Below are 15,393 nucleotides of genomic sequence, written 5' to 3'. Positions count from 1 at the left end.
CTTCCTTATGGATCAACTTGATTGGGTTTCTTATCTTCGCGAATGAGTCTCCAATTTGAAAGCAGTTCACTTTGGTGTAACGTTGTCCATTCGAGGACTTTTCTTAACAATCGCTTGGGCATCTTCCCATCGATCAGCGAGATATGCTCGATATCGATCCTCGCTTCATCATCGCCATGCCTTGCGTGAATATGAGGAGGCTCATGATCGTTGACAGGCATAAAGATCCGTATCCCGTAAAACCGGCTTATCTCAGGCATTCGACCTGTTGTTTGAACAGAATCCTCTACACTGCGGGCGGATTACAGTCCGCCCTCCAGGAAGTTGAGGGGGGATTGCTTCGCCCGCTTGCAGCGTGCTCGCAATGACGGCATGTCTTTCTCACTTTTACACTTGATCACTTGCTTCCTTCCCCCATTTCATAATATAGCACTTCTACCCTTCCAGTCAAGCAAGGGACGGGGCTGCCACGTGAGACACATGGCAGCACAGCCGCCGACACGGGGCGGCCAAGGCTCACCGTTACGGAGCGGCCAAGGATGGAGTCGATCCCCGGTTTGCCACCAGCATCAGCATCAGCATTAGCATTGGCATTGGCATTAGACCTCATCTCCACTTGCTCGCCAGCGGCACCCGTCGTCCGTAACCGAACGACTTGGCAGAAATCTTCAAGCCGATGGGCGCCTGACGCCGTTTGTATTCGCTCGCCGCGATAAGTTTCGCCACCCGGTCAACTACTGCCGGATCAAAACCCTCCCCCACTATAGCCTCCCGGTCGAGCCCCCGGACGACGATGCGGTCGATCAGGTCGTCGAGCAGATCGTAGGGCGGGAGCGTATCCTGATCGCGCTGATCCGGCTTCAGTTCGGCGGAGGGCGGCTTGGTCAGGATCGCTTCGGGGATAACCTCGCGGTCGCGGTTGACGAGCCTTGCCAGGCGATAGACCATCGTCTTCGGCACATCGGTCAGGAGCGCCAGGCCGCCTGCCATATCGCCATAAAGGGTGCAGTAGCCGGTCGCCAGTTCCGATTTGTTGCCGGTCGAAAGAAGCAGACTGCCGAACTTGTTGGAGAAAGCCATCAGCAAATTCCCGCGAATGCGAGCCTGGAGGTTCTCTTCAGTTGTGTCAACCGCATGACCGGCAAAGTGCGGTGCGAGGTCGCTCAGGTAGCGCTGAAAAAGGCCGTCGATCGGGATGGTTTGCGTCCGAATGCCGAGGCTGCGGGCCAGTTGCTCGGAGTCTTCCACCGAACCGCGACTTGAGTATCTCGACGGCATAAGCAATGCGGTTACGTTCTCCGCCCCGAAGGCGCGGGCTCCCAAGGCTGCGACCAGCGCCGAGTCTATCCCCCCCGAAAGGCCGAGAATCGCCGATTCGAATCCACATTTCTGTGCATAATCGCGGGTTCCCAGGACCAGTGCTTCGAGGGCTGCGCTGTCGTCGTCAAGGTTCGAGGGGTGCCGGTCGCCGGTGCCGGACGACGTGTCGATCAAGATCAAGTCGGCGGCGAACTCGGCGCCTTCACCCCAGACCCTGCCATCCGCTCCGAAGGCGAGGCTGGCGCCGTCGAAGATCAGTTCATCGTTGCCGCCTACCGAGTTGACGAAGAGGAGCGGGCGGCGGAGATGGACGGCTGCGGCCTGCAGCATCGAACGTCTGAACGACCGCTTTTCGACAGTAAAGGGCGAAGCCGCGATGTTGATGAGGATATCGGCTCCGGCAGCAGTCAGATCGGCGAGCGGGTCGCGGTCGTAAAGGCGGTGCGGCCAGAACGTCGGGTCGTTCCAGGCATCCTCGCAAATCGTGATGCCGAGCCGGACACCTTTCCATTCGACCGGGCGCACTTCCGGCGAGGGATCGAAATAACGGCTCTCGTCGAAGATGTCGTAGGTCGGCAGGAGGCTCTTGCGATGCACTGAGACGACTTGACCGCCGGCGAGCAGTGCTGCCGAGTTGTAGAGCCGTTTGCCGATCGGCCCGGTGTGCGGCTCGGCGAACCCGATCAATAGAGCCATCTCCCCGGTTGTCCGGGCCAACTCATCAAGGGCATTCAGATTACGCTGGATGAAGAGCGGGCGTTCCAGAAGGTCGTGCGCCGGATAGCCGGGCAGGCATTGCTCGGGAAAGCAGCAGAGGTCGGCGCCGAGTGTCTCAGCGCGGCGGGCGGTCTCGCGAATCAGGCGGAGGTTGCCGTCGAAGTCGCCGATGGTGGTGTCTATTTGGGCCAGGGCGATGCGCAAGGTGGTCTTTAAGGCTTTAGGCTTAGGGCTTAAGGCTAAGGCTCAAGGTGTCACTGAGGCCGAAATCTATCGCTTTTCGAGGCAGTATTTCGGCGCACGATGTTCACGAGACGACAGAGCCTCACTATCAATATAACCAACCCCCCGCGTTGGCAGGGGGTTAGTTGGCAGAAGCATTTAAGGCGCTATTTGATTAGCATAAGTTTGCGCGTCGAACTTCGTCCCACCGATTCGAGTCGAGCGAAGTAGAGTCCGGCGGGAAGCGAACCAGCTGTCCAAGCCATCCGTTGCAGACCGGCCGTGTAAGTGCCTTCCGCCAGGCGGGCAACCTCCCGACCGGCCAGGTCGTAAATCGCCATCCTCACCGGCCCGGATTGGTCAAGCCCCCAAACGAGTTGCGCTGTCCCGTTGAAGGGATTGGGGAAGGCGCCGGCAATGCCAAACTCAACCGGAAGGGCTTCGGAAGCACCAGCAACCCGCAGTACTGCAAGGCCATCCGCCTGCCAGTGTGCCCCGCCCTTGACAACAGTGATAGAGGCATCGGATTCAACGGCTCCATTCCAAAGGCGAATGGTGAAGGACTCACCGGGACGAGCGCCTTCAATCGACGCTGTTTCGGGATCGTCTCCCAAGATGGCAACTCCACAGCGACCCGATCTGTCGAACCGTCCGGCACCGACGAGATTGCCTCCCGATCCAAAGAGAGCGGCTTCATACCCGTCCCACCCATCGTCGCCAAGCAAGAGCAGGCTCATATCGGGACCGCCCGATCGATCGGGAAGTCCAGAGAAGTGCTGCAGCGCCATGGAAGGCGGCTGAGCGGCATTGCGACCGCCACCTACCTGATATACCAGTTCGGCTGCGGCGGTCATCTTGTAGCGGTAAGCCTGGCCTTCGCGAAGCGGTTCCATATTGGAGAAGTCAAACTCCGGCAGATAGAACCTCCCGGACGCATCCTTGGCGATGATAAGTTGCTCGGCGATACCTGCCAAAGCCACCTGTGGCAATGCCGAACGGCGCGGCATGTAGCCCGCCAGGTTCCAGCCCTCTACCAGCGGCACCGGCTGATCGACCGGAAGGACTTCGCCTTCGACCTCCCAACGCGCAGGTTCGGTTAGGTAGAGTTCGTAGCCCTCCGAGACGACCCACCCGGGAATGTTGTTGAAGTCATTGCCGGGACGGTAAAACCGGCCGCGGCCGTCCTTGACAAGTGATAGCACGCCAGCATCGGTGAGCGGGCGCATCAGGGCGCGGAGGTCAGGGTCGTCCGGCTCGACGTTGAGCGAAACGGCGTTCCAGCCAGTTGTCAGATCGAAGCCGCGACGGTCGCGCACGCCGGCGCCGGGGGTAACCTCGAGCGTTACCGGCAGACTGAATCGCCCGCCGGCTGCGTTGTGGGTAAAATAGAGTTCGGCCCGGAACGTGACTACCGGCAATCCGATGGCGCTCAGAGCCAACGTCAGGTCCTGAACTTCTCCGGCGTTAAGGATGCCGGTCGTCGGCTCGACCAGGAACCAGTCGCGCCGAGCGTCGATCTGATAAACGTCGATCCGGTCGCCGCCGGCCACGCGCGAGAAGTTGCCGATCGTAAGAAAGACCCACGAATAGACGTCGAACTCGTTGGTAATACTCGCTCCGGCCGGGGCTCCCATATTCTGTTGAATTATTCGAGCGACGCCCATCGTGTCGCCGGTCTCGGTATCCATCTTATGGATTGTGAGCGTATCCGGGCCCGGATTTGAGAGGATATAGAGATCGTAACCATCAGGATCGTCGGGGAAATAGGTCAAGCCATAGGTTCGGAGATCCCTTCGATTGAGCGTCCGCCCGAGGCGGTTACCCTCCCGATCGTAGGCAAAGTAATTCTGGGTGATCGAACCGATCCAGAGGCAGTTGAGGTCGCTGTCGTAGGCGATGGCGGTATTGGGATTGAGCGGCCCGTTCCAGCGTGCCTGGACTTCGCCTTGAGGTGTGAATCCAAAGACTGTCGCTTCCCCTGATGCCCAAACCGTTTCTCCGTCCCAGGCGAGGTCGCGATAGCCATACTGCGATGCCCCCGCCTGGCGGAATGTATCGATCAGTTCGCCTTCGCGGTCAAGAACATAGACCATGTTGGGACGGTCGCCGCGCAGTCCATTGGCGGCCCCGGCGACGATGAACTCTTCACCGGTGAAGACGACGCCTTCAATCCGGTCGTCGTCGAGCAACTGGCCTATCCGGTAGGAACGTCGCAAGTCCCACGGCCCGGCGTTGGCATCGCCGAGGAGTCTACGGTCAATCGACCACGACAGCGGCCCGTTGCCGCGGTTGCGCAAGGTAAAGGGCATCTCCCGCGACGTCCCGGCTTGAAGTACCGTCTCGAGGCGCTGCACGTTCAGTTCAAACTCGGGATGCAGCATCCCAAAGTTGGTTTCGAGGCTGTCGTTCTCCTCGAGCACCAGATTGACACGGGTAGAGTCGTTGTAACCTGCGATGCGGGCCGTCAGGTTGAACGATACTTCGGCAAGCGCATCCGCGATGCGGTATCGGCCATTGGCGTCAGTGCGGGTATAGAAGCCGTGCTGCGTGAACACCTCGACATCTTGTACCGGTCTTCCGGTAGCAGCATCGAGCACCCGCCCGTAGAGGGTTCCGGCCCGGAATCGAGGGGCGGTTGAAAAGAGAAGCGCCCGCCGCACTGCCAGTTGTGCAGAAGTTACCGGGTAGGCGTTGTTATAGACGTAATTGATCCCGGTTCGCCCGTCCGGGCTCGATATGCCGACCGACGCGTAGGGAATGTTAGTCACCCACTCCTGATCGCCGTCCCGGATATTGCGGTCGGCGGTGAATTCCTTGTACTGGAAAATGATGTTCGGATCGCCGGTCTCGGTAACCCAAACCCGCCGGTCGAGCAGGATCACTTGAAATGTCAGAACCGGATTGCCCAACGTCGAGAGTTTCATCTTATACCACTCGACGATGAAGCGATGGTTCTGTTCGTCGAAATAGGTATAGACGGCGGAGTTGTTGTCCAGTCGGAAGTCGTCCCACAGCGGCGCGATCATCCCCATCCCGCCGCCTATGGCCTGATCCATTGGCCAGTTCTGGAAGTTGGTGATGCGCGGCTGATTCCCCATCGCGATGAAGCCGTTCGACCCGACGGTTATGGTGTCATAGACCCGGCCATAGAACTGGGTCTGAAACGGCAGCCGGACGACTCGAGATTCGCCGATATCGTACTGCACCTGGCCGTTAAAGTTGAGGGAGGTGCCGTTGAAGTTCCGATTCTGCTCGCGCATGCTGATCTCGATCCAACTGTAGCGCGGCGCGATGTCCCAGTCGGTGTCGGTGTCGTCGAAACAGATATAACCGTATTCATCCGGACCTTGCGGAGCATTAGCGCGGGGCCGCGAAGTCTGAAGATTGAATAGCACTGAATCGACGAAACCGTTGTCGGAACGAAGCACGAGCAGCATCGGGGTGAGCGACCCCGGAACAGCAAGGCGATTGCCGATCACCGAGAAGGCGTTGCCGGTCTGACGTCGAAACTGACCGGCTCCTACCGCCGGCCAAGCCGACCGGTTGTTGATCACCGTAACGCCCAGCCCGCGGGCGAAGAGTTCGGCGTTCATCGGGCTGGAGGCTTGCAGTCCGTCGTTCTGCAGTTCAAGCGTAAGTTGTGTCGCATTGTAGCCGACTTCGATCCCGTTCACCACCTGACGCAAGTTGAAGTTGGGGGCGCGGACGGCAAGTTCGATCGCTGACTCCCAAGTGGTCTGGCCGCTGCGGAAGTTGACGATGAGTTTCGGCACCGTCGGTCGGCGGCTGGTTGCATCGGGGCAGTCTGGGTCGATGGCAAGGCGAATTGGGCGGTTGGCTTCTGCTGTCCGGCCGGCGGCGAGGTTGCCAAACGTGAGTGGATCGCCCGCCTCGATTTCGACATAAGGTGACGTCGTCGCGACGGTGGCAATCAGGTCGTTGACCGCATCGCGATTGCCGTTGTTGCGAGCCGTGATCAAGAGATCAAGCGTTTCGCCCGGATTGGGAAACTCATCGCCATTGCCCTCGACGTTCTCGATTGCGTATCCGGCAAGGTCTATCGTTACCGCCGGAATGGTGACGTTAATCTGGTCAAATGCCGGCTTGATGTTGCGCCCGGTAACGGTCAGATAGACCGGAGTATTGACGGTGAACCGGTGACCTTCGCCGAAGATGAACCGGACGACGCCTTCCGCATCGGACGGCATCGTCTTCATCACCATGTTGCGGTAGTTGGCGTAGTCCGCCGGATTGTTCTGAGGCAGGCTGCCGGGGGCATAGAGCGTAACCTGGGCGCCTTCCACTGCGGCTCCGCCCTGGGCGTTGCGGACGGTGACGACGACCTGCCGGGTATCGGGATTGATGGTGGTGGTGTGGGTGACGTTTACCTGCATTGGGACCCCGAGCCAGGGGCGGATGCCGGGATCGCCGAAGATGTCGATATCGGTCTTCTGATGGTCGTATAGTTGACGACCTAAGTAATTGATATTCTGAAAATAACGTTCCACCTTTGTGACTGCCAGCATCCGTCCCCAACCGAGGGTCATATCCTTCAGGACGGTCGCATTGACCATTTCCATCCAGGCGTAGGAATTGGGCGCGGTCGGCGGGCCGCCCCAGCCAAAAGTCTGGGCGACGGGGCCTTTCAGGTTGTTGCCGTCACCGGTGCGGAACATATTATAGGCCGACCATTCGCCGTGTCCGGAGAGGTTGATCTTGATCGGGAAGACGGTGTTGTTGTTCACGCCGTTGAAATTGTCGCGCCAGAAGTAGTTCTCGGCGCGTCCGATCAGGAGGTTCAGCCCCTGGTTCAACTTGTCGCGCATCACCGGGCCAATCTGCTGACCCATCTGATCCCAGTCGTAGAGTTCGTAGAAGGTGATGTCGTTGAAGTTGAGCCGTTTCAGGAGTTCTTCGCCCCACCTGACGTTGGTGTGTATGGTAATGTGCCAGGCTGAGGTGGCGCTATTGCCCCAGTGCTGCGAATAGACCATCCCGCGCCGCAGCCAGGCCGGGTTATTGACCACCGGGTTGGCTTCGTAGGCGAGCGTCCGGCCTACGACAAGGTTGGCGATTTGCTGGCTGCCGGAAGGGAAACGGCTGACCGAAACGTCGGCGTAACGGTCGTTGTCCATGAGGCCGAAATCGTAGTCGGCGTGCGGGCCTCCGGCGCCCCAGATCGAAGCGCCGGTAAAGGGCGTGATGACGTGTTGCGGGCCGGCGGTGCGGTTGTCGTAGGTCGTCCGGTCGCCGATAATGAGAACCTGATCGAAGGGGTCGGGGAGCGCGCGGTTGAAGTCAACGCGGATAGAGTCGCGAATACGCTCCGGCGAACCGGCCATCTGGGTCGTTACGAGCCGGATGTCCATCCGGTAGCCAGCTTTGCGGCGCCATTCGATAAAGGGAAGGTGCCAAAGGAGCGCGCTCTCGTGGGCTACGACGAGGTAATGTCCGGCCTTCTGCGGCGGGTCACCGGCGTCGTCGCGGCGGATGACCACCCCGCCGTTGATCGCCAACTCGCGGATGTATTTGGCAAAGTCGCTGCCTTCACGGATGACGATGGGCTGAGTTTCGGGGCTGGGGGTTAGGCCGATGGGGCTGCGAACGTCGGTCTCAATCGGGCCATGGAGGATATACTCCTGCCGGTCGAAGTCGTATTGCACCGGGAAGACGGTCACCTTCACGAGCCGCACTCCGCGGATGATGACCGGATCGGACATCTCCACGAACCGTTCGGGATAGATGCCGGTGCGGGGATGTTCTGCGAGCGTCAGGACCTCATCGTCGCAGAGAGCGGGGGGAGCGTCAGCCGCGATACGTTGCGGGATTTCGGAGCGGACGACCAGTTCGATATCGCCCTCCACCGGCACCACGACGAACCGGCTCACCATCGGCAGCATCGGCATCCCGCGGTCATAGGTCGTGCCTTCGCCAGGAATGGCAACAACGGAGCGCGTCTCACCGGAGACCGTAACCATCTCCGGCGCAATGCGGTCGAGATCGAAGGCGAGAGTGGTGGTCCCGGCGAACGACTCCTTCACCTGGGCGATGTCGCCCGAGACGGGGAGGTCGGCCGCCGCATGAACGGAGACAACGGTGAGCAAGGTGAGGGTGAGCAGGCCGGCCATGCGCATCAAGGTCCTTCCCAGGTTTGCGGTGCGTAGTTTTTCAATATAATGAAGTTGGATGCTCAGCGCAAGCGGTGCTGTGCTTAAGGTCACATGGGGCTCTCATGCCCCACCCTCAGGGTCAATCTCACCGCCTATAGCCTACCTGTCTCCTCACGCCAAACCTCGACGGTCTCGTCGGGCGTTAGCGCGATCTTCGCCGGCAGCGGGAAGCCGCACGACCGTGAGGCAAAGTGATCAGCGCAGTAAGCACCCGTCTTATGAATGACCACGACGTCACCGCGTTCCGGCAAGCGGTTCAGCGGCACCTTCACCTTGCTGATCATATCGCCGCTGAAGCAAAGTCGCCCGGCGACAAAGGCCTCGACCGGCTGATCGTCGGGGCGATGCGGAAGGACTTCATAGGGATGGATGTCGGGTGTAACAAGCACGGTGCCGTGATTGACGATGCCAAGGTCAAGGATCACCACCCGGTTGCCGAGCACGTCCTTCGATCCCATCGCCCGGGCTATCGTAACACCTGCCTCACCGAAAAGCGACCGGCCCGGCTCGACGATAAGGCGCGGTTTGCCGCCCTCTTTCAAGTGCTGTGCCACGGTCCGGCCTGCGACATCCCGGGCCAGGATGTGCTCCAGCATCTCCGCGCCTGGAGCCGGCGATGAGTAGGCTTTGCCGCGCCAGGGGGAGGTGTCGTCGGGCGGTTGTCCCATTAGCCAGCCGTAACCCATCGGATTATGATCCCAAGTAACCGCATCGGATGCCGTCGCTCCCGTTAGCAACTGCGCCCGCAAGCGCTCCTTGAAGCGCACCCATTCCTCACCCGACAGGTAGTTGACCGGGAACCCGCCGCCGATGTCGAGCATCCTGAACGGCCGTCCGGTTGCCGCGCGCTCCTTGACCAGCGGCAGCAGGTTATCCATCAACCGGTCGTAGCCGGCGGGGTCGCAAATCTGCGTCCCGATATGAGCCGATAATCCGGCAAGGTCGAACTCGGGAAGATCATCGACGCACCGGATGACGTTGCGAATTTGACGGACCGGCCAGCCGAATTTGGTCCAGTCCGAAGCCGTAGTCTGGTCGGCCGCGGTCAAGCCCTCAAGCGGCATTCCGACCACCCGTAATAGGATCGGAATCGGCTTCGAGGCACTTACCTGACGAACGATCTCGAGCAATGTCGCGAGTTCGTCGTCGCCATCGACGGCGATTATCGCGCCGCATAGAACCGCCTGGCGGAGGTAGTCGTCGCTCTTGGCGTTACCGTTGCAGATGATCCGCCCCGGCGGAACACCTTCCTCAAGAGCAGCCTCAAGTTCATATTCCGAGACCGCGTCGATACCAAGGTCGAGACGCCGCGCGGTGCGTATCGCTCCCCGGCAAGGATTAGACTTTACCGCAAAGCAAATCTCGCCGTCCGGGTAGTGTCGCGCGAAGACGTTGCGAAAGCGCCGAGCTGCGGACGCGATGCCTTCGGGGAAGACGATATGCAGCGGAAGTCGAAACCGGCGCTCGAGTTCGGCCAGTCGCTCCGGCGTGAACCAGTCGTCGAAGACCTCGCCGGATGTATGCGGAGCAGCATCTGATACTTGCGGACGGGTCATATTGAGGCCGTCCGGGGGTGCATTGCGGACATCTTTGTGTTATATTTTTTGCCGTCTTTGTCAATATACGAAGACGACGCCAAGACCTCTCTCATACCCGGAGAATCCCTTTGAACGAAGCCCTCGATTTCGTCCGTTCCCGTCACCACAACTACATCGGCGAACTGACCGACTATCTGGCGATCCCGTCCATTTCCAGCGATCCCGCTCGACAGAGCGATGTTGCACACGGTGCAGAATTCACCGCGCAACTGATGCGCAACGCTGGCCTCGATCGCGTTGCGATCCACCCGACATCAGGCCACCCGATCGTTACCGGGGAGTGGCTTGGCACGCCTGGCAAGCCAACGTTCCTCGTTTACGGGCACTATGACGTCCAACCGGTCGATCCGCTCGATTTATGGGAAAAAGACCCCTTCAGCGCGCATATAAAGGACGACCGTATTATTGCCCGCGGCTCGGCGGACGACAAAGGTCAGGTCTTTATGCACTTCAAGGCGGTCGAGGCGATCATAGAAAAGGACGGGAGTTTACCGATAAATCTGAAGTTCGTCGTCGAGGGTGAGGAGGAAGTCGGCAGCCCCAATCTGTCGCCCTTCCTGGTCGATCACAAAGCAGATCTGAAGGCCGATGGCGCGCTGGTGTCGGACACCTCGATGTGGGCCGAGGGGATTCCGGCGATCACTTATGGGCTGCGCGGGCTCTGCTATCTCGAAGTCGAACTGACCGGACCCAATCGCGACCTCCATTCGGGCACGTATGGAGGCGCCGTCGCGAACCCTGTGGAGATTCTCGCCCGGTTGTTGGCATCGGTCAAGGACGCCTCGGGCCGGATTCAGATTCCCGGCTTTTACGACCGGGTCGTCGTGCCGACCGATAAAGAGCGCGAACTGTTCAGAACGATTCCCTTCCACCTCGCCGATTACAAGGCCCGGCTCGGCGTCGAAGATCTCTGGGGCGAAAGCGGGTGGTCACCGGTCGAGCAGACCTGGGTCCGCCCGTCGTTCGAGGTGAACGGCCTCTGGGGCGGCTACACCGGCCCCGGCGCCAAGACCGTTCTTCCCGCGAAAGCAAACGCCAAAGTCTCGATGCGGCTCGTCCCCGACCAACATCCCGACGAGATCGCCGACCTGGCCGAGAGGTTCTTCAAGGAGCGCGCACCCGCAACCGTCACGGTAAAGGTTACCCGCCATCATGGCGGACATCCGGTCGTCGCGTCGCTCGAAAGCCCATTTGTGGCGGCAGCCGAGAGGGCACTCCGGGATGCCTGGAACCGGGAGCCGCTCTTCATCCGGGAGGGCGGTTCGATTCCGATTGTGGCCGACTTTCGCACCATCTTGGGACTGGAGACGCTGCTGCTCGGCTACGCCCTGCCCGACAACCGCGCACACTCCCCCAACGAAAACTTCCACCTGCCGACGATGTTCACCGGCATCGAGAGCCTCGTGCGGCTCTACTACTACCTCGCCGGATAGAAGGTCAAGTCCAACACCCGGGCGGGCGGTTCGTAAATCTATCAAACGGATTGAGAGGCGAACGATGATTGTCGCAGTCATTTCCCTCACGCTCGGACTGGCGGGCAGTCTGTTCGGCCACGCCCGAGGCGCACCGGATGGTTATGCCGGCGATCCGCCACTGGCGCGCACTTGCCGGGACTGCCACAACACCTTCGCCGCCAACGACCCAAACGGGTTCATCCGTCTCGACGGATTTCCCGGATTCTACCGTCCGGGGCAGCGTTACGATTTGCAACTGACCCTCTTCGATCCGCGCAACGCCCGTTGGGGCTTCGAGATCACCGCACTGACAAGGGATCAAAGGCCGGCCGGGGACTTCCTCGTCCTGGACACGCTCAACACATTGCGCTCCCGCGCCCGCGAAGGCTCGCCGGTTTATATCAAACAGTCGCTGGCGGGGAACTTCAGCGGGACGCACAACAGCGTGGTCTGGCGCTTCGCTTGGATCGCACCGGAAGCCGGCACCGGCCCGGCCGTCTTCTACTACTCCGGAGCCAGTTGCAACGGCGACGGAGGCGTCCGCAACGACTACTGCTACTCGCGCGGTGCGACCTCGCAGGAGTCGTTAGGGATTTTTGATGAGCCGGCTCAGCAGCCGCTTGTATTCGACGGCCTCTTGCTAAGTCCCAATCCCTTCAATGGACCGGCAACGCTGCGTTTTAGCGCGACTGCCCCCGGGCAGTTCAACTGGAGCCTGATCGACCTTCAGGGACGGAGTCTGAGGTCGGGTTCGATAACCGCAGTTGCTGCCGGAGTTCGGCTCGTCTCCATCGATGCCAGTGAACTTCCGGACGGCCTCTACATGATCCGACTAACCGGCATTACGGGGTCTTCGATGGTCCGCGCAGTCCTGCTCAGGTGACAAAATCTGCCTCCAACTCCTTGAGATACCATTCCGCAAAGTCAAACCGAATACCATAGTGCAAACAAATATAATTCGATACTTTATCCTGCTTCCCGCTCTATCCGTTCTGCCTTCCATTTCAAGTGCGCTGCCCCAATTCTCCGTTCGCTATGGTCAGAACTGTCAACTCTGCCATGTGAATCCGACCGGCGGCGGGATGCGGTCGCTTTATGGTGCGCAGTTCTTTTCCTATATGGACATGCCATGGAAGCCGCTCGAGGACTTCGCCGAACTGGAGAATTTCAACCCCAAGGTCGGCAACAACCTGCAGTATGGGGTTGACTTCCGCTCGATCTACCACTCCTCCAACGACGACCAGGAAGGCAACACCTTCATCACGATGCAGGGCGATCTCTATTTTGCTATCGCGCCGACCGAGAACACGCTGGTCTATTTCGACAAGCCTCTCTACAGCAGTTTCGAGGCCTTCGTCCTGGTGCAGGGACTGCCCTGGTTTGGAGCGATCCGGGCCGGGAGATTTGTCCCGACATATGGCTGGAGGTTTGTCGATCACAATGCCTTCACCCGCAGCACGCTCGGCTTCGGCGAACGAAACATCCCGCAGGATGGGGTCGAAGTCGGGCTTTACCCGATGGAATACGAACTATCGCTCGCGCTCACCAACGGCTCCTTCACCGCCGGACCTACCGACGCCAATCGTGGGAAGACACTCTATTTTCGCGGAGCCTACCGGGCAAAGGCAGGTGAACTCAACGTGCAGTTGGGGGGAAGTTATAGGCAAGCCGAGTGGCATCTCGGAAGGGGAAATGCCTCGCCTCCCAAGGAACAAACCTATGGCGGTTTTTGGGGAGCCGGCTATGGACGATTGCTCTACCTGGGCGAGGTCGATTGGATAGACTCCGAGTTATTCAACCGCCTGCCGGTTACATCCCACACCGCCAGTTACAAAGTCCGGCAGGGCTGGGATGTCAGCGTCTCCTTTGACAGGCAGGGCGAATATCTGGCGATGAACTACCCGGGCCTAAGCCGCCGCTATCTCGAACGCTTCCGCCTCTCGAGCGAGTTCCATCTAACCGGGGCTATCGAGTTGACTCCCGGCGTCAGCCAGGCAAAGCGCTACGACGGAAAGCGCCTGACTACGGGTGAGTTGATGCTTCATTTCTGGTTCTGATGATGACCATCAAGCCCACCAATCACCCCCGCCGACTGATCGCCAAAGCCGCTCTCCTGGCGCTGCTGACAGCCGGCGGCTTGCAAGCCAAGCCGTTGACGCTCAAGGTCGAAGCCGGCCCACCGAATCTGATAACCTTCACCTCGCGCGCCCCGCTCGAGACGATTGTTGGCAAAACAGCGCAGATCAGCGGCTCGCTCCGGTTCGACCCGGCCGACCTGACGGCCGAAGCGAGCGCGGTGCTGATTGTCCAAATGGCGACGCTCAACACCGACAACCGCGTCCGCGACGGCCATATGCGCGACAACCATCTCCATACGGATATTCATCCGATCAGCCGCTTCACGCTGACCCGTCTTATTCCTTCGGAAATCAAAGCGATGCCTTCCGGAGCGACAATACTGATGAAGGCTGAAGGTGAATTCCTCTGCCATGGTGTTTCAAGGCAAATTACGCCGGATATCAAGGCTAAATGGGACGAGGTATCGGGTCGGCTTGATGTAACCGCAACATTCAAAGTCACTCTCGCCGATTATGGCATCCCCCGGCCGCAGTTTCTGGTGATGAAACTCGAGGAGACCCAGGACATCGAGGTGAAGTTCGTCGCGACGAAGAGCGAGTAGTTCTCAGCCGTTGATTAGGCTGCTACGTCGGGCATCTTTGGATGCGGAGACAAGAAAACTGTCGACAAACAACCGACACTCACAACCATCTCCAACGTGACTCCAAAGTCGTCGTATGTATTAGGTGAGTGCGCGGCATAAGCCCAACCTCCAACTCCAACACCATCCCGACCCCCGGCGACGGGGGCATTACATAGAGCGCCGCCCGGGCCAGTCATGGTCCGGGCGGCAAATCATTTTGGGGAAGGAAGCGAAGAACAGTGACTACCAAATGGGCGAATAGATGTCTTTTACTCCCTTATCCCCTCATTGACAGCCTGCTTCAACTCTACCTTGGGCAGGTCGTCATAGGCGATCCCGGTCGCGACAAGGCGCATGCCGGAGGGCATCGTCAGTTCGAGGTCGAAGGAACCGCTGCGGCGTCCGGTAATGCGAAACCTGCCCTGCGGGGAAGCCCATTCCATGGAACTCGGTTCTGTGGCCAAGCCGATGGCATCGAAGGTGAGAGCATCGAACGAGTAGTTCCCTCCGCCATGCGATGATGGCTTAAGGAACCATATTTGAGCCGCCTCGACGACACGCTGAAACTCGTAGCGGGCTTCGCAGTCGGCATTGGACGATCCGGTCGCGGCGATGTTACCCATCAGCGACGGCGAGGCACTCTGCCGGAATCCGACAGCCGCCGAGAGCAGGGCGAGCAAGCCCAGGAGTGAAACTGATAAACGACTAAGGAACAAGAGAAAGGAAGAATGAAAACCACACTGCCGACACGTCAGGGCCGATCCGAAGGATCGCGCCTTAGACCTTGAGCCCTGAGCCTTGAGCCTTGAGCCCTGAGCCTTGAGCCCTTAGCCTTATGCCCAATATAACAAACCCGCCCTCAAGGTGCAAGGCGGGTGGGTCATCGCGTAGCGCCGTCATCAGGGGCGGCTTTCAGCACATGCCATTATTAAGAGGTGCAGATTATTGTTGCCGTTCCTGCAGGGCGGACATTGACTGCGCCTTCGGCTTGTCCTGTGCCAGTCTGTCCGCTCTGATGAGAAGTTCCTATTAGGCAAGAGCGGACAAGAATGTCCGCCCTCCAAGTCAAATCTTTCCGCATTGATTAAGTGTTTATCCGTAAATAACGCCTATTTTTCTGTAGGCAATGATGGCGCAAGCCAATTGCGCTAGGGCCACATAGCTTGCTGTTCTCTTCTCATAGCGAACCAACAGCTTTCTGAATCGGTTCA

At 59.5% G+C, this 15,393-nt stretch carries 9 protein-coding genes; 4 read left to right on the top strand and 5 right to left on the bottom strand.

Annotated features, from left to right (window positions below; all coding sequences use genetic code 11):
• Positions 1-5: 5 nt before the first annotated feature.
• The 4 genes from FJY67_07955 to FJY67_07940 all read right to left on the bottom strand — a co-directional run bounded on the left by FJY67_07955 (position 6) and on the right by FJY67_07940 (position 9,985).
• Entirely contained in the window at positions 6-260 is a 255-nt protein-coding gene (locus tag FJY67_07955; protein ID MBM3329385.1) for a DUF4160 domain-containing protein, read from the bottom strand.
• A 346-nt stretch (positions 261-606) separates the two neighbouring features.
• Complete coding sequence (locus FJY67_07950) at positions 607-2,241, bottom strand: NAD+ synthase (protein MBM3329384.1); 1,635 nt, start codon at positions 2,239-2,241, stop codon at positions 607-609.
• A 185-nt stretch (positions 2,242-2,426) separates the two neighbouring features.
• Positions 2,427-8,480, bottom strand: coding sequence for a T9SS type A sorting domain-containing protein (locus FJY67_07945; GenBank protein ID MBM3329383.1), 6,054 nt, complete (start codon positions 8,478-8,480; stop codon positions 2,427-2,429).
• A 41-nt stretch (positions 8,481-8,521) separates the two neighbouring features.
• Positions 8,522-9,985, bottom strand: coding sequence for a hypothetical protein (locus FJY67_07940; protein MBM3329382.1), 1,464 nt, complete (start codon positions 9,983-9,985; stop codon positions 8,522-8,524).
• A gap of 110 nt (positions 9,986-10,095) precedes the next feature.
• On the opposite strand from FJY67_07940, the gene FJY67_07935 reads away from it, so the two are divergent.
• From FJY67_07935 to FJY67_07920, 4 genes are all read left to right on the top strand, one after another.
• Positions 10,096-11,460 carry a dipeptidase gene (locus FJY67_07935; protein MBM3329381.1) on the top strand — a complete coding sequence of 455 codons (1,365 nt, stop codon included), beginning with the start codon at positions 10,096-10,098 and terminating at the stop codon, positions 11,458-11,460.
• Positions 11,461-11,524: 64 nt separating this feature from the next.
• Positions 11,525-12,364: a T9SS type A sorting domain-containing protein gene (locus tag FJY67_07930; GenBank protein MBM3329380.1), complete on the top strand. Its 840-nt coding sequence runs from the start codon at positions 11,525-11,527 to the stop codon at positions 12,362-12,364.
• A gap of 58 nt (positions 12,365-12,422) precedes the next feature.
• On the top strand, positions 12,423-13,538 hold the full coding sequence (locus tag FJY67_07925; GenBank protein MBM3329379.1) for a hypothetical protein: 1,116 nt from the start codon (positions 12,423-12,425) through the stop codon (positions 13,536-13,538).
• The gene (locus FJY67_07920) at positions 13,538-14,161 is read left to right on the top strand and encodes a YceI family protein (protein ID MBM3329378.1); all 624 of its coding nucleotides are present in this window, start codon (positions 13,538-13,540) and stop codon (positions 14,159-14,161) included. The genes FJY67_07925 and FJY67_07920 overlap by 1 nt, the downstream gene beginning before the upstream one ends.
• Before the next feature lie 290 nt (positions 14,162-14,451).
• On the opposite strand, the gene FJY67_07915 is transcribed toward FJY67_07920, so the two are convergent.
• A complete protein-coding gene (locus tag FJY67_07915; protein ID MBM3329377.1) occupies positions 14,452-14,862 on the bottom strand; it encodes a hypothetical protein in 411 nt (136 codons plus the stop codon).
• Between the last annotated feature and the right edge of the window lie 531 nt (positions 14,863-15,393).

Source organism: Calditrichota bacterium (assembly GCA_016867835.1).
Classification (GTDB): domain Bacteria; phylum Electryoneota; class AABM5-125-24; order Hatepunaeales; family Hatepunaeaceae; genus VGIQ01.
The sequence above is the reverse complement of the archived record's forward strand: the minus strand, read 5'-3'. Positions and strand labels throughout refer to the sequence as shown.

Coding starts and splice junctions, on each gene's coding strand:
- FJY67_07955 (MBM3329385.1), bottom strand. CDS start 260: ATGCCTGAGATAAGCCGGTTTTACGGGATACGGATCTTTATGCCTGTC.
- FJY67_07940 (MBM3329382.1), bottom strand. CDS start 9,985: ATGACCCGTCCGCAAGTATCAGATGCTGCTCCGCATACATCCGGCGAG.
- FJY67_07930 (MBM3329380.1), top strand. CDS start 11,525: ATGATTGTCGCAGTCATTTCCCTCACGCTCGGACTGGCGGGCAGTCTG.
- FJY67_07920 (MBM3329378.1), top strand. CDS start 13,538: ATGATGACCATCAAGCCCACCAATCACCCCCGCCGACTGATCGCCAAA.